This window comes from Paraburkholderia kirstenboschensis, from assembly GCF_032806925.1.
Taxonomy (GTDB): domain Bacteria; phylum Pseudomonadota; class Gammaproteobacteria; order Burkholderiales; family Burkholderiaceae; genus Paraburkholderia; species Paraburkholderia kirstenboschensis.
In genome coordinates this window covers 2333312-2355426 of the sequence record NZ_CP136513.1, presented here as the reverse complement: position 1 = coordinate 2355426, position 22115 = coordinate 2333312, and the positions used below count along the sequence as shown (strand labels likewise).

The following is a 22115-nucleotide window of genomic DNA, read 5'->3' as shown; positions in this document are numbered from 1 at the left end:
CCGCTTCAACCCGGCGCGGCATGCCGCGTCGGTGAGACAGGTATCATGAACGCACAGATGCCGCTGCCTCCCCAGGCAAAGGAAGGGCAACGGCATGAACGCCCAACGCGCGCAACGCGCGATTGAACCAGGAATTCAGCATGAAAAAAACCTTCCGCATGGCGGCCGCCATGCTCGCGATTGCCGCCGTCACCATCGGCTGCTCCGCGCAAGCCGACCAGGCCACCGACAAACTCAAGGCCACGCTGCAAACGCGACTCGCGGACGTGACGATCAAGAGCGTGACGAAGTCGCCGATTGCCGGCCTGTATGAAGTGAACCTAGGCAGCCAGATTGTCTACAGCGACGCCAGCGGCGACTACGTGCTGCTCGGCGACATGGTCGACACGAAGACGCGCAAGAATCTGACCGAAGCGCGCCTGTCGGAAACCAACCGCATCGACTTCGCGAGTCTGCCGTTCGCCAACGCGGTGAAGGTGGTGAAGGGCAACGGCTCGCGCAAGATCGCGGTGTTCTCCGACCCGAACTGCCCGTACTGCAAGCAGCTCGAAACCACGCTGAAGTCGATCGACAACGTGACGGTTTACACGTTCCTGTACCCGGTTCTGTCGCCGGATTCGACCGCCAAGTCGAAGTCGATCTGGTGCTCGACCGATCGCGCGAAGGCGTGGGAGTCGTGGATGCAAGACCATCAGGCGCCCACGGCCGCCGGGACTTGCGACACTGCCGCGATCGACAAAAATCTCGCGCTCGGGCATGCGATGAACGTGGAAGGCACGCCTACCGTATTCCTCGCCGACGGCCGCCGCCTGCCGGGCGCGGTGCCGGCCGACCGGCTCGACAAGGAAATGGCAGCGGTGCACTGACACACGCGGCACATACCAACAGAAGGAGGCGCACATGGCGCCTCCTTTCGCATCAAGCCCTCAACATTCCGCCAAAACCATCCAATCGCCGCCGATGAAGCCGATCCGCTACACCATCGTTCCCAAGCAACCCGCCGCCCACCTGTTCGAAGTCACCGTAACCGTCGCCGATCCCGATCCGGCCGGCCAGCGTTTCATGCTGCCGGTATGGATTCCGGGCAGCTACATGGTGCGTGAGTTCGGGCGCAACATCGTCACGCTGCGCGCCTTCAACGATGCGGGCCGTAAGGTGCGTGTCGAGAAAACCGACAAGCACACGTGGCAGGCCGCGCCGGTGAAAGGCGCGCTGACGCTGCGCTACGAGGTCTATGCCTGGGATCTGTCGGTGCGCGCGGCGCATCTGGACGACACCACGGGTTTTTTCAACGGCACCAGCGTGTTTCTGTCACCGCTCGGTCACGAGGAAGCGCAGTGCGTGGTCGATATCCAGAAACCGGAGGGCGCGGCGTATCGCAACTGGCGCGTCGCGACGGCGCTGCCGGAAGCGCGCGGCACGAAGCGTTACGGCTTCGGGGAATATCGCGCGCAGAACTACGATGAACTGATCGATCATCCGGTCACGCTCGGCAAATTCGAATTGGCGACGTTCAACGCGCACGGTGTGCCGCACGACGTCGTGATCGCGGGGCGCGTGATCGGGCTGGACATGGCGCGGCTGAGCGCCGACCTGAAGCGCATTTGCGAAGCGCAAATCGCGCTCTTCGAGCCGAAGTCGAAGAAAGCGCCTGTGGATCGCTACGTGTTCATGACGCAAGCCGTCACCGACGGTTATGGCGGGCTCGAACACCGCGCGTCGACGGCGCTGATCTGCAATCGCGGCGATCTGCCCGTACAAGGCCGCGACGCGCTCACGGAAGGCTATCGGACGTACCTCGGCCTGTGCAGCCACGAATACTTTCACACGTGGAACGTGAAGCGGATCAAGCCCGCCGTCTTTGCGCCGTATGACCTTTCCGTCGAGACCTACACGTCGCTGCTATGGCTGTTCGAAGGCTTCACCTCTTACTACGACGACCTGATTCTCGTGCGCAGCGGCCTGATTTCAGTCGACGATTATCTGGGCATGCTCGGCAAGGTGATCGGCGGCGTGCAGCGCGGCAGCGGGCGTCTGAAGCAGAGCGTCGCGGAAAGCTCGTTCGACGCGTGGATCAAATACTACCGGCAGGACGAGAACGCGCCGAATGCAATCGTCAGCTATTACACGAAGGGCTCGCTCGTTGCGCTCGCGTTCGATCTGGCGATCCGCGCGCAGACGAACAATAGGAAGTCGCTCGACGACGTGATGCGTCTGCTGTGGCAGCGCTTCGGCCGCGATTTTTACCGCGGCAAGCCGGTGGGCGTCGACGAAAGCGAGGTCGAAGCGCTGTTTGCCGAAGCGACCGGCGTGCATCTGGGCGAGCTGTTTGCGCAAGCGGTGCATGGCACGCGAGACTTGCCGCTCGAAACACTGCTGGAACCGTTCGGCGTCACGCTCGCGACGGAAGCCGACAAGAGCGGCAAACCGTCGCTCGGCGCGCGGGTGCGCGGCGGCGCCGAGTGCACGCTGGCGGCTGTGCATGAAGGTAGCGCCGCGCAGAAAGCGGGGCTTTCGGCCGGCGACGTGCTGATCGCGCTCGACGGCCTGCGCGTGACGGGCTCGAATCTCGACACATTACTAGGGCGTTATCAGGCGGGAGCCAAAGTGGAAGTTCACGCATTCCGCCGCGACGAGCTGCGCACTGCGCAGCTCAAGCTGGAGGGGCCCGAAGTGTCGCGCTACAAGCTCACCGTCAGCGACCAGCGATCCGCCCCACGCAAGGCGCGCGAGCGCTGGCTGACAAGCTGATCGTAATCTGCACCGACGTCATTGACGTCGCCGGGCGGCTGATTGTTCTACCATTGCAACAATCCGTCGCTGCCGGATGGCTTTTTCCCGGATCGGTAAAAAAACACAATGGCTCCACTCGCGCAACACAGCGCGCCCCCCACTGGAGTCAACCATGACCACGATCCTGCAAATCAACTCGGCAGCCCGCTCGCAAGGCGCGAACTCGACGCTGCTCCTCAACGAGCTGACCGAAAAGCTGCAACAGTCGAATCCGGGCGCGCAAGTCGTCGTCCGTAACCTGCAAGCCGAACCGCTGCCGCACCTGGACGACGCCATCCTGGGCGCGTTCTTCACGCCGGCTGACCAGCGTACCGCCGAGCAAGCCGCGATCGCCGCGCGCAGCGAAGCGCTGATCGCGGAACTGCAAGCCGCTGACATCGTCGTGATCGGCGCGCCGATGTACAACTTCGGCATCTCGTCGCAACTGAAGACTTACTTTGACTTCATCGCCCGCGCCGGCATCACGTTCAGCTACACCGCTAACGGTCCCGAAGGCCTCGTGACGGGCAAGAAGGTCTACGTCGTATCCGCTCGCGGCGGCAAGTATGCGGGCACGCCGAACGACAGCCAGACGCCGTATCTGAAGAGCTTCCTTGGTTTCCTCGGCATGACGGATGTCAACTTTATCTACGCCGAAGGTTTGAATATGGGCCCGGACGCAGCGGGCGCGGCGCTGGCTGCGGCGCGCGAAGCGATCGCGGCTGCTTGAGATCCGCGGTTGACGTTTGCTGCTTGGGCTCGCAGCTCAGGTTCGCACGTTAAGCTGATCGCGCCGCTTCCCGTGGCGCGTATTCGCTCCGATTGCCGCGCCAAAGGCTGGCTGCGGTAACCGTCGAGCGGACAAGCATCGCAAGCGTTGAAAACTGAAACGCCACGGAGTTAGATTCCGTGGCGTTTTTGTTTTTTGCCGCTGTTGCCCGCTGTTTCTGCTCCGGTTTGCAGACAGACATGCCGTTAAGCCAGCATTTGCGCTTCGTCGGGCAGGCGCCAGTCGATCGGTTTGCGGCCATGCTCGACGAGATACTCGTTAGCCTTCGCGAAATGTCCGCAGCCGAGAAAGCCGCGATGCGCCGACAACGGCGAAGGATGAGGCGCCTCCAGCACGTAATGTGACTTGCCGCCCAGTAGCGCGCGCTTCGCCTGCGCATGTGCGCCCCACAGCATGAACACCAGACCGTCGTGACGCATCGCGAGTTCGTGAATCAGCGCGTCTGTGCATTTTTCCCAGCCGCGCTTCGCGTGGCTGGCGGCTGAGTCGCGCTCCACGGTCAGCACCGTGTTCAGCAGCAGCACGCCTTGCTTCGCCCACGTGTCGAGGCAGCCATGACGGGGCGGCTCGTGGCCGAGACTTGCCGCGATTTCCTTGAAGATGTTGCGCAGCGACGGCGGCGTGCGCACATTCGGGGCGACCGAAAATGCGAGCCCGTGAGCTTGCGGCGTGCCGCGGTCTTCGCCGTGATACGGGTCCTGGCCGAGAATCACGACCTTCACTTCATCGGGGCTCGTAAGCCGCAGCGCGCGGAACACGTCGGCGGGATAAACGGTTTTGCCGGCCGCACGCTCACCGTCGACAAAACGGCAGAGCGGCGCGTACGCGTCGCTTTCAACGAAGGGATTCAGATGCGCTCGCCATTCGGCCGGCAGCGCGGCGAACTGCGCTTCGAGCGTGAGCGGCGTGCCGGGTGCTTGCTGGGATTGCGGCTGCGTCTCGGCAGAGATAGAACCGGCCGGGGCCACGGCGTCGCCGAATAACGATGCCTGCGATGGCGCTGAGCGAGGGCGGGATGCAGTAGTCATGGCGCAGAAGTGTCGCAGCAAACGCGGTATGACTCAAGCCGCGGCGGCGCGCACCGTATGCCGTGAGAACGCGCGGCGATGACGCGACCCACGCTCAGCCCGCCCGCAATTGATACCCGCGCTGTGCCTTGCTGATGTTCTCGGGCGCGAGGCCGGCGATCTGCTTGCCGAGTTCGTTCGAGAGCGCGTGCAGCGCGGCTTCGTCGCCGGACTTCAGTTCGAGTTCGATTTCCGAAACAGGCGCGCGGCGCAACTCGCCGTTCACTTCCGCCAGCACGTTGCCCTGGTCGATTGCGGCTTCGACTTCCGAGCCGTCGACGCTCACTTGCCACAGCGTGCGCGTGAAGTCCGTGCGAAACAGTTCGATTAGTTGCGGCGCTGCTTCGCGTAATGCTTGCGCGGCGGTCGGCTCGTCGCATTCGCGCAGCAACGCGTCAATTTCGAGCGCCTCGCCCGCGACGGGCATTTCCCATTCGTGACGGCTGTGCAAACCGTTTGCCGCACTGCCTACCGTCTTGAACGTTTGCAGCCAGCCGTCGGGTGTATGGCGCAGGCGGAGCGCACTTTTTGAAGCTGCCAATGTGAGTTGCGGTGTGTCGAAGTAGATATTCGACAGCTTGATCGCGCGGCCCTCGTTGCCGGTGCGCGCGACGAACCACTGCCCGGCCGCTTTCACTTGCGCGGCCGGCAGCAGCAACTTGATCTCGCGTTCCATGGCCATGTTGTGCTCCGCTGTGTGTGCGCTAGATGCGCTGCGGCGCCTTCACGCCGCGCCTGTAAAGAACATGCGAGCAAGCTCCACGCCCGGTTCGTCCGCGCGCATGAATGCCTCGCCGACGAGGAACGTGTTCACGTCCATCGCGCGCAGCCTTTCGACATCGGCGCGCGACAGAATGCCCGATTCCGTTACCACGATCCGGTCGTCGGGAATCGCTTCGAGCATGCCGATGGTGGTTTCGATCGAGGTCTCGAAAGTGCGCAGATTGCGATTGTTGACGCCGATCAGCGGCGTTTTCAGCGTGAGCGCCTGCATCAGCTCGTCGCTGTCATGCACTTCGAGGAGCACCGCGAGGCCGAGCGAATGCGCGAGCGCTTCGAGGTCCTGCATCTGCGACGTTTCAAGCGCGGCGGCGATCAACAGAATCGCGTCGGCGCCCATCGCGCGTGCTTCGACGATCTGATACGGATCGACGATGAAGTCTTTGCGCAGCACCGGCAACTGGCACGCGGCGCGCGCCTGTTCCAGATACGCGACGCTACCCTGAAAGAACTGCACGTCGGTCAATACGGACAGACAGGCCGCGCCGTGCGTTTCATACGAACGCGCGATTTGCGCGGGGACGAAATTCTCGCGCAGAACGCCTTTGGACGGACTCGCTTTCTTCACCTCTGCAATCACCGCCGCAAGTCCGGCCTCATGCTTTGCACGCAAAGCGCCGACGAAATCGCGAATATCGCGCGAGGACGCTTCGAGGCGCAGCTCTTCGAGCGGCGCGCTTTGTTCGGCGGCGCGGACTTCTTCGCGTTTGACCGCGATGATACGGTCGAGGATGTCGCTCATAAGAATCTCGCTACGTTGGTTGCTACCTGATTAGTGCTTGAATTGCTGCGTGAAGCGGATCAGTTCGTCGACTTTTGCGCGAGCCTTGCCGCTGGCGATGGCTTCGCGTGCAAGCTCGATGCCGTTAGCAATCGACGACGCCACGTTCGCCGAATACAGCGCCGTGCCCGCGTTCAACGTGACGATCTCGCGCGCGACGCCCGGTTTGTTGTCGAGCGCTTCGAGCAGCATTGCTTTCGATTCCGTGGCGTCCGCCACTTTCAGCGTTCGATTCGACACCATCTGCATGCCGAAGTCTTCGGGATGAATCTCGTACTCGCGCACTTCGCCGTCACGCAACTCGCCGACTTGCGTGGCCGCCCCGAGCGACACTTCGTCCATGCCGTCCATACCGTACACCACGAGCACATGCTTTGCGCCCAGACGCTGCATCACGCGGACCTGAATGCCGACCAGGTCCGCATGGAACACGCCCATCAGCTGATTCGGCGCGCCGGCCGGATTCGTGAGCGGACCCAGAATGTTGAAGATGGTCCGCACGCCGAGTTCACGGCGCACCGGCGCTATGTTTTTCATCGCCGGATGATGGTTCGGCGCGAACATGAAACCCATGCTGGTTTCGGCAATCGAGGCCGCGACTTGTTCCGGCTGCAGGTCGATATTCACGCCGAGCGCTTCGAGCACGTCCGCGCTGCCCGACTTGCTCGATACGCCGCGATTGCCGTGCTTCGCGACTTTCGCGCCGGCTGCGGCAGACACGAACATTGTCGCCGTGGAGATGTTAAAGGTATGCGAACCGTCGCCGCCGGTGCCGACGATATCGACGAAGTTCGAGTTGTCCTGCACCTCCACGTGCCGGGCAAATTCACGCATCACCGTGGCGGCGGCGGTGATTTCGCCGATGGTCTCTTTTTTGACGCGCAAGCCTGTAATGATCGCGGCCGCCATGACCGGCGAAAGTTCGCCGCGCATGATGAGCCGCATCAGATGCAGCATTTCGTCGTGGAAAATCTCGCGGTGCTCGATGGTCCGTTGCAGCGCTTCTTGCGGCGTGATTGTCATGATGTCGTCTCGCTTCATCAGGCGGTGCGTTTTGCCGGCTTCGCTTTCGACTGCTTCACGAAGTTTTCGAGGAGCGCGTGGCCGTGTTCGGAAAGAATCGATTCCGGATGGAACTGCACGCCTTCGACGGCCAGTTCCTTATGACGCACGCCCATGATTTCGCCGTCTTCGGTCCATGCCGACACCTCGAGACAGTCGGGCAGCGATTCACGTTCTATCGCAAGCGAGTGGTAGCGCGTCACGACGAAATGCTTCGGCAGATCCGCGAACACGCCTTTGCAATCGGTCTCGATCGTGCTGACCTTGCCGTGCATGATGGTTTGCGCGCGCACGACGCGGCCGCCGAACGCTTCGCCGATCGCCTGATGGCCGAGGCACACACCGAGAATCGGCGTCTTGCCGGAGAACTCGCGCAGCACGTCGAGCGTAATGCCGGCGTGTTGCGGATTGCTCGGGCCGGGCGACAGGCAAATGCGCTCGGGGTTGAGCTTCGCGATTTCGTCGAGCGTGATTTCGTCGTTCCGATAGGTGCGCACGTCTTCGCCGAGTTCGCCGAAGTACTGCACCAGGTTGTAAGTGAACGAATCGTAGTTGTCGATCATGAGCAGCATGGTGTGTCTCCGGTCAGAAGTCGCTATCGAGGCCGTCTTGAACCTGCTCGGCCGCGCGCAACACGGCGCGCGCCTTGTTCTCGGTCTCTTGCCATTCGGATTCCGGCACCGAATCCGCGACGACACCCGCTGCCGCCTGCACATACAGATTGCCGTTCGCGATCACGCCGGTGCGAATCGTGATCGCCAGATCCATTTCGCCGGTGAACGACAGATAGCCGACTGCGCCGCCGTAGAGGCCGCGCTTCACGGGTTCGAGCTCGTCGATCAATTCCATTGCGCGGACTTTCGGCGCACCCGACAGCGTGCCGGCCGGGAAGGTGGCGCGGAGCACGTCGAAATTGGTCGTGCCGGGCTTCAGCTTGCCTTCAACCGAACTCACGATGTGCTGCACGTGCGAGTACTTTTCGATCACCATCTTGTCGGTTACGACCACCGAGCCGATCTGCGCGATGCGGCCTACGTCGTTGCGCGCGAGGTCGATCAGCATGACGTGCTCGGCGATTTCCTTCGGATCGTTCAGCAGTTCGGTGGCGAGCTCGGCGTCGCGTTCGGGCGTGTTGCCGCGCGGACGCGTGCCGGCGAGCGGACGAATCGTGACGATACGATCTTCGCCGCGCTTTTCCTGGCGCACGAGAATTTCCGGCGACGCACCCACCACATGGAAGTCGCCGAAATTGTAGTAGTACATGTACGGCGACGGATTTAGCGAACGCAGCGCGCGATACAGCGACAGCGGGTTGTCGCGATACGGCTTGGTCAGACGTTGGCCGACCTGCACCTGCATCAGTTCGCCGGCGGCGATGTATTCCTTCGCCTTGCGCACGGCGGCCAGGTAGTCGTCTTTCGCAAACTCGCGGTACGTCTCGGTGCGCACACTCGCCGAGGTGACCGGCGGCTCGACCGTTGCGCGCAAACGCTGACGCAGTTCGCGCAGACGCTGCTTCGCCTTCGTGTACGCCTCGGGCTGCGTCGGGTCGGCGTAGATCACGAGGTACAGCTTGCCCGCGAGGTTATCGATCACCGCGACTTCTTCGGTCAGCAGCAACTGGATGTCCGGCAGATTCAAATCGTCTTTCGGCGCGGTATGCGCGAGCTTTTTCTCGATGTAGCGCACCGCGTCGTAGCCGAAATAACCGGCGAGGCCGCCGGCGAAACGGGGCAAGCCGGGCCGCTGCGCGACCCTGAAACGGCCCTGGAATTGCTGGATGAACTCTAGCGGATCGCCCTCGTGCGTTTCGACAACCTTGCCGTCGCGCACCACTTCCGACACGCCGTTACGGGTGCGCAGCAGCGTGCGCGCCGGCAGACCGATAAACGAATAGCGGCCAAAGCGCTCGCCACCCACTACCGACTCCAGCAGGAACGAGTTCGCGCCGTTGCGCTCGGGCTGCGCGAGCTTCAGATAAAGCGAGAGCGGCGTTTCGAGGTCGGCGAGCGCTTCGGCGATCAGCGGAATACGGTTGAAGCCCTCGTTGGCGAGGGACTGAAATTCGAGTTCGGTCATGTTCCGATCCTGTACGTAGGTCCGGCGGCAGCGTGCGTCGGACAAAGCGGGGCATTGCGCGGCCGGTCAGGCGTTCGTGCGTTTTTTCGATGATGAACCGACCGGCGCGATTTTCCCATCGCCGCGAGCACGGCGTTCCAGCCACAGACGTACCTTATGGGTACACGCAGGCGGAACCAGCCGATGCAGGGAAACTAAACGATGGAAAAACGCGTGAGCGCAGTGAAGTAAAAAACGGTTGCCGAAGACGAGCTTCAGCGTACCTCAGGCGAGGTTAGCGCGACCAGCGACGCCAGGGCCAGGCTCCCCGGTCGATGCTAATCAGACTCCGTTTTTTATTCAGAAACATGAGGATGAAGGACTTTTCAAGTCGTGGATTGGTGCGCTGCGATCGCCTTGGCGGCGTCCAGCAGCGAGGCAACTATACCATCGGATTTTATTGTTTGTATAGCTTGCCCATGGTTGTAGCCATAGGGCACGGTGAGCGTCGCCATGCCTGCCGCGCGGCCCGCCAGCGCGTCGTTTTCCGAATCGCCGATGGCAACCGTGGCGCGCGGCTCCACCCCAAGTTGCGCCGCGGCCGTGAGCATGGGCAGTGGGTCCGGCTTCTTCTTGGGCAGACTGTCGCCGCCGAGTACAACGCTGAAATACTGTGCGAGCCCATATTGCTGCAGCAGTTCGAGCGCGAAGCGATGCGGCTTGTTGGTCACGCACGCGAGCTTCAGACCCGCGTCGCGCATCGCGACGAGGCCGGCTTCCACATCTGGATAAACGCGTGTGTGCAGGCCGTTGATCTTCGCGTACTCGGCCTGATAAATGGCGAGCGCTTCGTCGAAACGGTCTTGCGCGTGCTCCGCTTCGAAGCGCGGCGCCAGCACGCTGCGGATCAGATGCTCGGAGCCTTTGCCGACGTAGCCCACCACTTCTTCACGCGAGGTTTCGACTGCGTCGAGTTGCGCGAGCATGCCGTTCAGGCCGGCGGTGAAGTCGTCGGCGGTGTCGATCATCGTGCCGTCCAGGTCGATGATCGCGGCTTGCAGGCGCGGGCCGTTGAAAGTCGGGGCGGGGAACGGAGCAGTCATGTGGCGCGGGTGTCAGTGCTGAATGTTGGCGAGCGCGGCGCGCATCTTGTCGATTACGACCTTGTGATCCGGCTGGCCGAAGATCGCCGAACCAGCCACGAAGGTATCCGCGCCTGCGGCCGCAATTTCGGCGATGTTGTCCACTTTCACGCCGCCATCTACTTCGAGATGAATCTCGCGGCCGGTGCGCTCCTTGTAGGCGTTGATACGCTTGCGCGCTTCGCGCAGCTTGTTCAGCGCTTCGGGAATGAACGACTGGCCGCCGAATCCCGGGTTCACCGACATGATCAGCACGAGGTCGAGCTTGTCCATCACGTGATCGAGATAATTCAGCGAAGTGGCGGGGTTGAACACGAGGCCTGCCTTGCAGCCGTGATCGCGAATCAGCGACAGCGTGCGGTCGATGTGGTCCGAGCCTTCCGGGTGGAAGCTGATCAGATTCGCGCCCGCCTTCGCGAAGTCCGGCACGATGCGGTCGACGGGGCGTACCATCAGATGCACGTCGATGGGCACGTCCACATGCGGACGGATGGCCTCGCACACGAGCGGTCCGATGGTCAGGTTCGGCACGTAGTGGTTGTCCATCACGTCGAAATGAATCCAGTCGGCGCCGGCGGCGACGACGTTGCGCACTTCTTCGCCGAGGCGGGCGAAGTCGGCGGACAGAATGCTGGGGGCGATTCGGAATTGCGTCATGGCGGCGGGCGGATGCAAGCGGGAAATCGTCATTTTACCGTTTTGTGCTGCGCACGCGCGAAGCGGCGGCGGGTGCCTGAACGATGCGCAGCGCAGCCTCGGGTTTGAGCCGCGAGGATGACAAAAGGCCTTAAGCGTCCTTGGCCAAAGGATATGTCCGGTTGCGGGCGTGTCGCGCATGACGCAGAATGCCAAACCATGGCGCTGCGTCGCCAATGGCCGCTTAAGCCATTGGCTCTCGGGCTTTCCAGCGATTTTGTCGCCCCGTGTCACCAGATTGGAATCAGGATGAGCCAGTACGAATTCAGCGTGGCGTCGCAGGTGCAATTCCTGCCCGAAGAGTCGGACCCGGAGCGTCGCCAGTATGCGTTCGCCTATACGCTGACCATCCGCAACACCGGTCAGGTGCCCGCGCAATTGATCGCGCGGCATTGGGTGATCACGGATAGCGACAAGACCGTGCAGGAAGTGAAGGGTCTGGGCGTGGTTGGGCACCAGCCGTTGCTCAAACCCGGCGAGCAGTTCGAATATACGAGTTGGGCGGTCATTGCCACGCCGGTCGGCACGATGCGCGGGGAATATTTCTGCGTGGCCGAGGACGGTGAGCGTTTTGACGCGCCCGTGCCGGAGTTCATTCTGCGCATGCCGCGCACATTGCATTGAACCGTGAGCGCGGTCCGCGGTTTTAACGGTTCTATGCGCGCCGTGGAATGCGTGAATCGGCGCCGCTTCAGTGCGGTTGTGGCGGCTTCGGTGTTTCCTTGCTGCCGGCGCGCGCCGCTTTCTTTTTACCAGACGACGTCCACACGACGATGAACACGAGCAGGAACAGCGCGAGAAGCGATTCCAGCGCGAAGATGAGCATTGGGTATTCGTCGAACAGATCAGACATGGCGGTTTCCATCAAGAACGAACATTGTAGGCGTTTTGTCCGCGGGACCGGAGCCTGGCTCAGCGCGCTTTCAGTTGCGGCGATACTGGCCGCTTGCGGTGGCGGCGGCGCGGTTCGGCCTGTGGTTTCGCCGCCCACGGGCGCGGCGATCATCCCTGGCCAGATCGCCGCGACCCGGCTCACGGCGGTGGCCTGGCAGCAGGTCCCCGGCTGGCAGGACGATTCGCTGATCGGCGCAACAGCCGCTTTGCGGCAGAACTGCGTGAGGCTTGCGCGTCAAACGAACTGGGCGCGGGCATGCGCGGCGGCGGCGCAACTCGACGATCTCGACGCCACGAGCGCCCGCGCATTCTTTGAAGCGTATTTCACGCCTTTTCAGCTAGCGAATAACGACGGCACACTCGACGGACTCGTTACCGGTTACTACGAGCCGTTGCTGCGCGGCTCGCGCACGCGCCACGGCGTGTATCAAACGGCGCTGTATCGCTGGCCTTCCAGCTATCGCCCTGGCGCGGCGATGCCGCCGCGGGCGCAACTCGAACGCATGGGCGTGCTCAACGGCAACGAACTCGTGTGGGTGGACGACCCGATCGAAGCGTTCTTCCTGCAAGTGCAGGGCTCCGGGCGCATCGTGATGGAAGACGGCAGTGTGATGCGCCTCGGCTTTGGCGGCACCAACAACCAGCCGTATAAATCCATCGGACGGTGGCTGCTGGATCGCGGCGAACTCACACCCGCGCAGGCCACCATGCAAGGCATCAAGGCATGGGCGCGCGCGAACCCGAATCGCGTGGATGCGCTGCTCGATACGAACCCGCGCTTCGTGTTTTTCCGCGAGATGCCGTCAGGAGAGAACGTGCCGAAAGGCGGCGCCGATGGTCCTATCGGCGCGTTGGGTGTGCCGCTGACGCCGGAGCGCTCGATTGCCGTCGATCCGACTTCGATTCCTCTCGGTACACCGGTGTTTTTGCAGACCACGCGCCCGCTGACGAACTCGCCGATGAACCGTCTCGTGTTTGCGCAGGACACCGGCTCCGCGATCAAGGGCGGAGTGCGCGCAGACTACTTCTGGGGTCTCGGCGACGACGCCGGCGATCTCGCTGGCAAGATGAAGCAGGGCGGCCGGATGTGGTTGTTGCTGCCGAATTCTTGACCTGGGCGACGGGGCGCGGGGCGTGGCGGAGGTGGCGGTCGTGCGGCGGCCCGGCTGACCGCCGCTTTTACCGCCGCGTAGCTTCGCAGTGTCCCCCGGCCTCGGCTCAAAGCCCCGACTTGCGCTTGTCGACTACTCGGCGCGCCTTGCCCACCGACCGTTCAATCCCGTTCACCGCAAGCACATTCACCACGGCGCTGACGCCGATCAGCGCTTTGATGTCATAGGCCAGCGCCTGCTTAGCCGTGTTCAGCACGGACGTATCCGGCGCCGTTTCCGGGCAAGGCTCCACGTTCAGTGTCAAAACGTCGAGCGGGCCTTCCCGGGTTAGTACGATCTGATAGTGAGGCGCGAGGGCGTGTTGCTTCAGCAGCAGTTCCTCGATCTGCGTGGGAAACACGTTGACCCCGCGCACGATCATCATGTCGTCTGAGCGGCCGGTGATCTTTTCCATGCGACGCATGGTGCGCGCGCTGCCCGGCAAGAGACGCGTGAGGTCGCGCGTCCGGTAACGGATGATCGGCAACGCTTCCTTCGTCAGCGACGTGAACACCAGTTCGCCCAGTTCGCCGTCCGGAAGCACCTCGCCGGTTTCGGGATCGATGATTTCCGGGTAGAAATGATCTTCCCAGATGGTCGGGCCGTCTTTCGTCTCGACGCATTCCGACGCCACGCCGGGGCCCATCACTTCCGACAAGCCGTAGATGTCGACAGCGTCGATGCCCATGCGTTTTTCGATTGCGTGACGCATGTCGTTCGTCCATGGCTCCGCGCCGAAGATGCCGATGCGCAGCGAACAATTGGCCGGGTCGACGCCCTGGCGTTCGAGTTCGTCGGCGATCGAGAGCATGTAGCTCGGCGTCACCATGATGATGTCGGGCCGGAAGTCCTGGATCAGTTGCACCTGTTTTTCCGTCTGCCCGCCGCCGAACGGGATGACGGTAAGGCCCGCGCGCTCCGCGCCGTAGTGGGCGCCGAGGCCGCCCGTGAACAGACCGTAACCGTAGCTCACATGAACCTTGTCGCCGGGTTTGGCGCCGGCGGCGCGAATTGAACGCGCGACCAGATTTGCCCATGTGTCGATGTCGCGAGCGGTGTAGCCCACCACGGTGGGCTTGCCGGTCGTGCCCGACGAAGCATGAATGCGCGAGATTCGGTCTTGCGGCACGGCGAACATTCCGAACGGATAGCTGTCACGCAAATCTTTTTTCGTCGTGAACGGGAAGCGGGCGAGGTCCGCAAGCGTGGTCAGTTCGCTCGGGTGAATGCCGGCTTCGTCGAACTTGTGACGATAGACCGGCGAGTTTTCGTACGCGTGGTTCAGCGACCATTTGAGCCGTTCAAGTTGAAGCGCGCATAGCTCGTCGCGGCTGGCGGTCTCGATCGGATCGAGCGGAAGGGCGGTGGTCATCGAATGTCTCCTTGCTGCTTCAATGCTTGGGTCTGATATGCGTTGTGCTCACGCGCGAAGCTCGGTGCGGCGGCGCGGCGTTCGCCGGCTGCCCCTCTGCGGCGGCTCGGTTACCGGTGTCGCCGCTCAAAGGTGCCGCGGACTCGCCAGTCTCGCGGGGAGCGCCAGGCGTGCGTCTCTTTGTCTGTCGTGTCGACGCTCCAGCGCCTTACTCCCGTGACGTCGCCGCCGTGCCGGACGCTATCGGCGGGATCACACTACCTTTGATTTGCGCCGATTTGCCGCGAAACATCGCGACTGTATCGCCCGCGCGATTGGTTACGCGAATATCGTAAATTCCCGTGCGCCCGTTCAATGTCTGCTCGACCGCCTCTGCGGTGAGCACGTCGCCACCATGCACGGGGCGCAGAAACTCGATTGAGCAGCCGGACGCGACGGTGTTCAGGTTGTACGAGTTGCAGGCAAACGCAAAGGTCGAATCAGCGAGGGTAAATATCAGGCCGCCATGGCAGATTTGATGACCATTCAGGAAGTCGTCGCGTACGGCCATGCGCAAACGCGAGTAGCCGGCGCGCACTTCCATGATTTCGAGACCGAGCGCGCGGCTGCACGCATCGTTTTCGTACATCGCGGCGGCGGTTGCACGGGCGAGTTCGTCGGGCGTCATTTCGGCGGGATACAAAGGTTGCGTCGACATATCAGCGGCCCTCGAAACGCGGTGCGCGTTTTTCGACGAAGGCTTGTACGCCCTCTGCGTAGTCGTGCGAGGATCCTAGTTCACGTTGCAGATCGCGTTCGAGATCGAGTTGCCGATCGAGCGTTTGGGTTGCGCCCGCGCGCATGGCCTGCTTGATTGCGGCGATGGCGCGCGTGGGTTGCTTCGCGAGTTGCGCCGCCAGTTTGGCGGCGGTTCCCGCGAGTTCCTGATCGTCGACCACTTGCCAGATGAGTCCCCAGCTTTCGGCTTTTTCCGCGCTGAGTTTGTCGCCGGTAATGGCGAGTCCTAATGCGCGTGCCATGCCGACCCGCTGCGGCAAGAACCACGTGCCGCCCGAATCCGGCACGAGGCCGATCTTCACGAAAGCCTGGATAAAGCTGGCCGAACGGGCCGCGAGCACGATGTCACAAGCGAGCGCGAGGTTTGCGCCGGCGCCCGCGGCCGTCCCGTTGACTGCCGCTATTACGGGCAACGGCAATGCTTGCAGACGGCGGATCAACGGGTTGAAATGCAAGTCGATCAATTCGCCCAGATCGGTCATCGCGCCGGGCGCAAAGTCCAGGTCGGCGAGGTCTTGTCCTGCGCAGAATCCGCGCCCCGAGCCGGTCAGAACAAGAGCGCGGGCACCGGACGTTTCAGCCTCGCTGAGCGCCGCGTTCAACTCCTGATGCATCGCGCGCGTGAAGCTGTTCAGCTTGTCCGGGCGGTTCAACGTGATGGTTGCTACGCGGCTCGATGCGTCGATGTCGAGGCCGATCGCTTCATATGACATTGGGTGTCTCCTCAAAGTCTCTTTTTGCCGTACTGCAGCGCTTATGTCAGAGGTTAGAGCCGTTCGATTACGATCGCGATGCCTTGGCCGACGCCGATGCACATCGTGCAAAGCGCAAATCGGCCGTTGCTGCGTTCCAGCTGGTACAGCGCGGTCGTGACAAGGCGTGCGCCCGATGCGCCGAGCGGATGGCCGAGCGCAATTGCTCCGCCGTTGGGATTGACGCGCGGGTCGTCGTCGCGCAGACCGAGCGTGCGCAGAACCGCGAGGCCTTGCGACGCGAACGCCTCGTTCAGCTCGATCACGTCCAATTGATCGAGCGTCATACCGAGTTGCTTGAGCAGCTTTTGCGTGGCCGGTGCCGGCCCAATGCCCATGATGCGCGGTTCCACGCCCGCCGTTGCCATGCCCACCACACGTGCGCGGCGGCGCAGGCCATATTGGTCGGCAGCTTGTTGATTCGCGATGAGGAGTGCGCAAGCGCCGTCATTCACTCCCGACGCATTGCCTGCGGTCACACTGCCGTCCGGACGGACGACGCCCTTGAGCCTGGCGAGGCTTTCGAGCGAAGTTTCACGCGGATGTTCGTCGAGCGTCACACGAATCGCATCGCCCTTTTTCTGCGCGATTTCAACGCCGACGATCTCCTGCGCCAGCGTACCGTCGTGTTGCGCGCGGGCCGCCTTTTGCTGGCTGGCCAACGCGAACGCGTCCTGATCGGCCCGGCTGATCCCAAACTGCGCAGCCACGTTCTCGGCGGTCTCAGGCATTGAATCGACGCCGTACTGGCGTTTCATTAGCGGATTGACGAAACGCCAGCCAATCGTCGTATCGTAGATTTCCGCTTGCCGCGCGAAAGCGCTCGCCGCCTTGCCCATGACGAACGGCGCGCGAGTCATGCTTTCGACACCGCCGGCGACCATCAGTCGCGCTTCACCTGCCTTGATGGCGCGCGCGGCTGTTCCGACGGCGTCCATACCAGAGCCGCACAGCCGGTTGATCGTCGCGCCGGGCGCGTCTGCAGGCAGCCCCGCGAGCAGCGCCGACATGCGAGCGACATTGCGATTGTCTTCGCCGGCCTGATTGGCGCAGCCGTAGATCACGTCGTCCACGGTATGCCAGTCCACGCCGGGATTACGCTCGATCAATGCCTTGATCGGCACGGCGCCGAGGTCGTCGGCCCGGACGTCTTTCAGGGCGCCGCCATAGCGGCCGATGGGAGTGCGAATCGCGTCGCAGATAAAGGCGTCGTTCATATGGTTCCTGCTGGGAGGACCGGCGGGCGGGCCGATCCGATGTCTCATGTTAGTTGGCGCGCACGGCGTGGTCCATTCGGCCAAACGGCATAGGACGAGAGCCGTGCTTCTGTCTTATGACGTTCAGCCAGCTACCGCCGGCTCGGCTTTCGGTTCAACATGAAGGCGGCTCTGAATTACACGGAAGCGATTGGCGACGAAGGCCGCATCGGCGAGCGCCGCGTTCGCAGCCGGATTTGCACCGGTCCCATGAAAGTCAGAGAAGGCTGCTGACTGGTTGACGAACACACCGCCCGTCAAATTGATTGATAGCGCGACGCCGCCGCGGATCGACGCCTCGTGCGCCTGATCGAGCACGGCTTCGTCGGTGCTGTAAACGGACAGGGTGAGTGCGCCGTGCTCGGCTGCGATGGTGCCGGCGAGATCGAGAGAGTGAGCGGTCGAGTCGGTGGCGATAACGAACGATATCGGGCCGAACCATTCCTTGGTGAACTGCTCACCGTCGGTTGCGGCGTCGAGCTGCAGCACGAGCGGAGTGCGCACGCGGGCACCGGCGAAAGCCGGGTGCTCGAGCGCCTGGCTTTCGGCCAGTACGCGGCCGAGCCTGGCGGCTTCGTCAATGCGCTGGGCGACGCCTTCGTTCTGAATGGCGCCCAGCAGTTCCACGGCACGGGCCGGGTCGGCAACGAGTTTCTGCACGGCGCCGGCAATGGCCTGCGCGACTTCGTCGAACGTGAGCGTGCCGTCCGCAGTCCGGATGCCGCCGCGCGGCACGTAGATGTTCTGCGGCGCGGTACACATCTGGCCTGAGTAGAGCGCGAGTGAGAAGGCGATGTTGCGAGCGACGGCTTTGATGTCGTCGACCGAATCGATCACGATCTGATTCACGCCGGCTTTCTCGGTGTAGACCTGCGCCTGATGCGCATTGCGTTCGAGCCACGTGCCGTTTTGCGTGCTGCCGGTGAAATCGATCAGTTTGATCTCCGGGCGCACGGCGAGGCTCTGGACGATCGCGCCGTCATTCGGTTCAGTGGCTAGTAGCGTGACGACGTTTGGATCGAAACCGGCTTCGCGTAGAACGTCCCGCGCAATTCGCACGGTCACGGCGAGCGGCAGAATCGCGCCGGGATGTGGTTTGACGATCACGGCGTTGCCAGTTGCGAGGTCGGCGAACAGGCCCGGATAGCCGTTCCACGTCGGGAAGGTGCAACAGCCGAGGACGAGGGCGGTGCCTCGCGGTACGATCGTGTAGCGCTTGTGCATGGCGAGCGGCGGGTTCTTGCCTTGCGGTTTTTCCCAGTGGGCGTCGGCGGGGATGCGGCGCAATTGGTCCCACGCGTACACGACGGCTTCGAGCGCCCGGTCCTGCGCGTGCGGGCCCCCGGCCTGAAAGGCCATCATGAAGGCCTGGCCGGTTGTGTGCATCACGCTATAGCCGATCTCGAAACTGGCTCGATTCAACCGCGCGAGAATTTCGAGCGATACGCCGATCCAGGCTTGGGGGCCTGCGGCGCGCCAGTCGCGTTGCGCATCCGCAGCGGCCGCCAGCAGTGCGTCGGGATCCGATTTAGGGTATCGAATGCCGAGCGGAAATCCGAACGGTGATACTTCGGTGCCAACGGTTTCTCCGGTGGACGGCTGGTCTAACTCGAAGGTGGCGTTCAGATGCGCTTTGAACGCCGCTTCACCGGCCGCGTTGGCTGTTTCCCCGTACACTTTCGGACTGGGCATTTCAACGAAAGGGCTCCAGTAACCGCGCGTCTCGACCGCGGCGAGCGCCTTTTGCAGCGTGTCTTCGTGCTTGGTGAATAACGGATGTGTCATGGCAGAGGGCTTGGCTGTACGTTGGGGAAAAGCCTGTCGAATAATTGACCGACCGGTTGGTTGGTGAATGTTAGCATTATTAGGATGGCGGCGCGAAGCGTTTTCGCGTCCGATTAACCACTAGGAGGCGGCATGGCTTACGAGAACATTCTGGTCGAAACACGGGGGCGGGTTGGCCTCGTCACGTTGAATCGTCCGAAGGCATTGAACGCTTTGAACGATGCTTTGATGGACGAACTTGGCGCGGCGCTGCGCGAATTCGACGCGGACGACGCGATCGGCGCGATCGTGTTGACGGGCAGCGAAAAGGCGTTCGCGGCGGGCGCCGACATTGGGATGATGTCGACCTACACCTATATGGACGTGTACAAAGGCGACTACATCACGCGCAACTGGGAGACGGTTCGCTCCATTCGTAAGCCGATCATTGCAGCGGTGGCGGGGTTTGCACTTGGCGGCGGCTGCGAACTGGCGATGATGTGCGACATGATCTTCGCCGCAGACACGGCGAAGTTCGGCCAGCCGGAAATCAAGCTCGGCATCATGCCGGGTGCCGGTGGCACGCAGCGCCTGCCGCGCGCAGTCTCCAAGGCCAAGGCAATGGACCTCTGCCTGACGGCGCGTTTCATGGACGCCGCTGAAGCAGAGCGCGCCGGATTGGTGTCGCGCGTTATTCCCGCTGCGTCTCTGATAGACGAATCGATCGCCGCCGCCGCGACGATCGCGGAGTTTCCGCTGCCGGCAGTCATGATGGTGAAGGAGTCGGTCAATCGGGCATACGAAACGACGCTTGCAGAAGGCGTGCATTTCGAGCGTCGCCTCTTCCATTCGCTCTTTGCCACGGAAGATCAAAAGGAGGGAATGGCGGCGTTCGTGGAAAAGCGCAAACCGGCTTTTAAGCACCGTTAATATGCTTGTCAAAATAACGCTTGCAAGGCCCGGGTCGGCTCGCTAGAATCTCGCTCTTTCGTGCTCCGGACGCCGGGGCACGGGAAGCGGGAGAGCCAGCAGTGGCAAGGCTTCCAGCGGTCGCAGCAGGTTCAGTCAGTAACAAAAACCTGTTGACGGCGCAGCCGGAGTTCTTCATAATCTCGTTTCTCTGCTGCTGATGCAGCGACGCAGAACGAAGCGGTGCCGGGTGGTGGTGGTAAGGGCAGCGCAGCGTGAAGCGTACCGATCTTTAAAAACTAACAGCCGATAAGTGTGGGCGCTTGATGCGCGACGCGAGTCCTGCCTTTGCGGAGTATTGCGTGGGGTGGGGCGTTAAAGCGAAAGTATCAAGTCTCACACAGTAATGAAAGGAAGGTTTGGCCGTTGAAAGATGGTTGAACACTTCGTCAGTACGTTGAGTGAGCGACCGGGTTCGAAAGAGCCCGAAAACAGTAACAGGTTTGAACTGAAGAGTTTGATCCTGGCTCAGATTGAACGCTGGCGGCATGCCTTACACATGCAAGTCGAACGGCAGCACGGGAGCAATCCTGGTGGCGAGTGGCGAACGGGTGAGTAATACATCGGAACGTGTCCTGTAGTGGGGGATAGCCCGGCGAAAGCCGGATTAATACCGCATACGCTCTGCGGAGGAAAGCGGGGGATCCTTCGGGACCTCGCGCTACAGGGGCGGCCGATGGCAGATTAGCTAGTTGGTGGGGTAAAGGCCTACCAAGGCGACGATCTGTAGCTGGTCTGAGAGGACGACCAGCCACACTGGGACTGAGACACGGCCCAGACTCCTACGGGAGGCAGCAGTGGGGAATTTTGGACAATGGGCGCAAGCCTGATCCAGCAATGCCGCGTGTGTGAAGAAGGCCTTCGGGTTGTAAAGCACTTTTGTCCGGAAAGAAAACTTCTGGGTTAATACCCTGGGAGGATGACGGTACCGGAAGAATAAGCACCGGCTAACTACGTGCCAGCAGCCGCGGTAATACGTAGGGTGCAAGCGTTAATCGGAATTACTGGGCGTAAAGCGTGCGCAGGCGGTTCGCTAAGACAGATGTGAAATCCCCGGGCTTAACCTGGGAACTGCATTTGTGACTGGCGGGCTAGAGTATGGCAGAGGGGGGTAGAATTCCACGTGTAGCAGTGAAATGCGTAGAGATGTGGAGGAATACCGATGGCGAAGGCAGCCCCCTGGGCCAATACTGACGCTCATGCACGAAAGCGTGGGGAGCAAACAGGATTAGATACCCTGGTAGTCCACGCCCTAAACGATGTCAACTAGTTGTCGGGTCTTCATTGACTTGGTAACGTAGCTAACGCGTGAAGTTGACCGCCTGGGGAGTACGGTCGCAAGATTAAAACTCAAAGGAATTGACGGGGACCCGCACAAGCGGTGGATGATGTGGATTAATTCGATGCAACGCGAAAAACCTTACCTACCCTTGACATGTATGGAATCCTGCTGAGAGGTGGGAGTGCCCGAAAGGGAGCCATAACACAGGTGCTGCATGGCTGTCGTCAGCTCGTGTCGTGAGATGTTGGGTTAAGTCCCGCAACGAGCGCAACCCTTGTCCCTAGTTGCTACGCAAGAGCACTCCAGGGAGACTGCCGGTGACAAACCGGAGGAAGGTGGGGATGACGTCAAGTCCTCATGGCCCTTATGGGTAGGGCTTCACACGTCATACAATGGTCGGAACAGAGGGTCGCCAACCCGCGAGGGGGAGCCAATCCCAGAAAACCGATCGTAGTCCGGATCGCACTCTGCAACTCGAGTGCGTGAAGCTGGAATCGCTAGTAATCGCGGATCAGCATGCCGCGGTGAATACGTTCCCGGGTCTTGTACACACCGCCCGTCACACCATGGGAGTGGGTTTCACCAGAAGTAGGTAGCCTAACCTGCGAAGGAGGGCGCTTACCACGGTGGGATTCATGACTGGGGTGAAGTCGTAACAAGGTAGCCGTATCGGAAGGTGCGGCTGGATCACCTCCTTTCTCGAGCTAGACGCGTCAAGGTGTTGAGCGCTCACGCTTATCGGCTGTAGTA

At 62.0% G+C, this 22115-nt stretch carries 20 protein-coding genes and 1 rRNA gene; 7 read left to right on the top strand and 14 right to left on the bottom strand.

What is annotated here, in order from left to right; translation table 11 throughout:
• The first annotated feature begins 140 nt into the window (after positions 1-140).
• The 3 genes from RW095_RS33170 (at position 141) to RW095_RS33160 (ending at position 3502) form a co-directional block, all read left to right on the top strand.
• Positions 141-866, top strand: coding sequence for a DsbC family protein (locus tag RW095_RS33170; RefSeq protein WP_128585917.1), 726 nt, complete (start codon positions 141-143; stop codon positions 864-866).
• A gap of 94 nt (positions 867-960) precedes the next feature.
• The gene (locus tag RW095_RS33165) at positions 961-2751 is read left to right on the top strand and encodes a M61 family metallopeptidase (protein WP_317022771.1); all 1791 of its coding nucleotides are present in this window, start codon (positions 961-963) and stop codon (positions 2749-2751) included.
• A gap of 154 nt (positions 2752-2905) precedes the next feature.
• A complete protein-coding gene (locus RW095_RS33160; protein ID WP_317020124.1) occupies positions 2906-3502 on the top strand; it encodes an FMN-dependent NADH-azoreductase in 597 nt (198 codons plus the stop codon).
• Positions 3503-3747: 245 nt separating this feature from the next.
• Here RW095_RS33160 and RW095_RS33155 read toward each other — a convergent pair whose 3' ends face one another.
• From RW095_RS33155 to rpe, 8 genes are all read right to left on the bottom strand, one after another.
• Positions 3748-4590, bottom strand: a complete 843-nt coding sequence (locus tag RW095_RS33155) for a uracil-DNA glycosylase (protein WP_317020123.1) — start codon at positions 4588-4590, stop codon at positions 3748-3750.
• A gap of 94 nt (positions 4591-4684) precedes the next feature.
• Positions 4685-5311 carry a CYTH domain-containing protein gene (locus RW095_RS33150; protein ID WP_317020122.1) on the bottom strand — a complete coding sequence of 209 codons (627 nt, stop codon included), beginning with the start codon at positions 5309-5311 and terminating at the stop codon, positions 4685-4687.
• Between the two features lie 42 nt (positions 5312-5353).
• Positions 5354-6151 carry an indole-3-glycerol phosphate synthase TrpC gene (gene trpC / locus RW095_RS33145; RefSeq protein WP_317020121.1) on the bottom strand — a complete coding sequence of 266 codons (798 nt, stop codon included), beginning with the start codon at positions 6149-6151 and terminating at the stop codon, positions 5354-5356.
• A gap of 30 nt (positions 6152-6181) precedes the next feature.
• Entirely contained in the window at positions 6182-7213 is a 1032-nt protein-coding gene (trpD, locus tag RW095_RS33140) for an anthranilate phosphoribosyltransferase (protein WP_317022769.1), read from the bottom strand.
• Between the two features lie 17 nt (positions 7214-7230).
• Complete coding sequence (locus tag RW095_RS33135) at positions 7231-7824, bottom strand: aminodeoxychorismate/anthranilate synthase component II (protein ID WP_317020120.1); 594 nt, start codon at positions 7822-7824, stop codon at positions 7231-7233.
• A gap of 13 nt (positions 7825-7837) precedes the next feature.
• The gene (gene trpE / locus RW095_RS33130; RefSeq protein ID WP_317020119.1) at positions 7838-9331 is read right to left on the bottom strand and encodes an anthranilate synthase component I; all 1494 of its coding nucleotides are present in this window, start codon (positions 9329-9331) and stop codon (positions 7838-7840) included.
• Positions 9332-9696: 365 nt separating this feature from the next.
• Entirely contained in the window at positions 9697-10413 is a 717-nt protein-coding gene (locus RW095_RS33125; protein WP_317020118.1) for a phosphoglycolate phosphatase, read from the bottom strand.
• A 12-nt stretch (positions 10414-10425) separates the two neighbouring features.
• Positions 10426-11109, bottom strand: coding sequence for a ribulose-phosphate 3-epimerase (gene rpe, locus RW095_RS33120; protein ID WP_027779421.1), 684 nt, complete (start codon positions 11107-11109; stop codon positions 10426-10428).
• 288 nt (positions 11110-11397) lie between these two features.
• Here rpe and apaG point away from each other — a divergent pair, with 288 nt between their 5' ends.
• Positions 11398-11772 carry a Co2+/Mg2+ efflux protein ApaG gene (apaG, locus tag RW095_RS33115; RefSeq protein ID WP_128585926.1) on the top strand — a complete coding sequence of 125 codons (375 nt, stop codon included), beginning with the start codon at positions 11398-11400 and terminating at the stop codon, positions 11770-11772.
• Between the two features lie 67 nt (positions 11773-11839).
• On the opposite strand, the gene RW095_RS33110 is transcribed toward apaG, so the two are convergent.
• The gene (locus RW095_RS33110; RefSeq protein ID WP_317022860.1) at positions 11840-12001 is read right to left on the bottom strand and encodes a hypothetical protein; all 162 of its coding nucleotides are present in this window, start codon (positions 11999-12001) and stop codon (positions 11840-11842) included.
• Here RW095_RS33110 and mltA point away from each other — a divergent pair.
• Positions 11922-13154, top strand: coding sequence for a murein transglycosylase A (mltA, locus tag RW095_RS33105; protein WP_317020117.1), 1233 nt, complete (start codon positions 11922-11924; stop codon positions 13152-13154). The two genes, RW095_RS33110 and mltA, sit on opposite strands and share 80 nt — an antisense overlap.
• A gap of 106 nt (positions 13155-13260) precedes the next feature.
• Here mltA and paaK read toward each other — a convergent pair whose 3' ends face one another.
• The 5 genes from paaK to paaN form a co-directional block, all read right to left on the bottom strand.
• Positions 13261-14565, bottom strand: a complete 1305-nt coding sequence (paaK, locus tag RW095_RS33100) for a phenylacetate--CoA ligase PaaK (protein ID WP_317020116.1) — start codon at positions 14563-14565, stop codon at positions 13261-13263.
• Between the two features lie 208 nt (positions 14566-14773).
• Positions 14774-15262, bottom strand: a complete 489-nt coding sequence (gene paaI, locus RW095_RS33095; RefSeq protein WP_317020115.1) for a hydroxyphenylacetyl-CoA thioesterase PaaI — start codon at positions 15260-15262, stop codon at positions 14774-14776.
• 1 nt (position 15263) lies between these two features.
• Entirely contained in the window at positions 15264-16055 is a 792-nt protein-coding gene (gene paaG / locus RW095_RS33090) for a 2-(1,2-epoxy-1,2-dihydrophenyl)acetyl-CoA isomerase PaaG (protein WP_317020114.1), read from the bottom strand.
• Between the two features lie 53 nt (positions 16056-16108).
• The gene (gene pcaF, locus RW095_RS33085; RefSeq protein ID WP_317020113.1) at positions 16109-17311 is read right to left on the bottom strand and encodes a 3-oxoadipyl-CoA thiolase; all 1203 of its coding nucleotides are present in this window, start codon (positions 17309-17311) and stop codon (positions 16109-16111) included.
• 123 nt (positions 17312-17434) lie between these two features.
• Positions 17435-19135 carry a phenylacetic acid degradation protein PaaN gene (paaN, locus tag RW095_RS33080; protein ID WP_317020112.1) on the bottom strand — a complete coding sequence of 567 codons (1701 nt, stop codon included), beginning with the start codon at positions 19133-19135 and terminating at the stop codon, positions 17435-17437.
• A 132-nt stretch (positions 19136-19267) separates the two neighbouring features.
• Here paaN and RW095_RS33075 point away from each other — a divergent pair, with 132 nt between their 5' ends.
• Both RW095_RS33075 and RW095_RS33070 read left to right on the top strand, forming a co-directional pair.
• Positions 19268-20044: an enoyl-CoA hydratase gene (locus tag RW095_RS33075; RefSeq protein WP_128585933.1), complete on the top strand. Its 777-nt coding sequence runs from the start codon at positions 19268-19270 to the stop codon at positions 20042-20044.
• A 484-nt stretch (positions 20045-20528) separates the two neighbouring features.
• Positions 20529-22063 (top strand): 16S ribosomal RNA (locus RW095_RS33070).
• Positions 22064-22115: the final 52 nt, after the last annotated feature.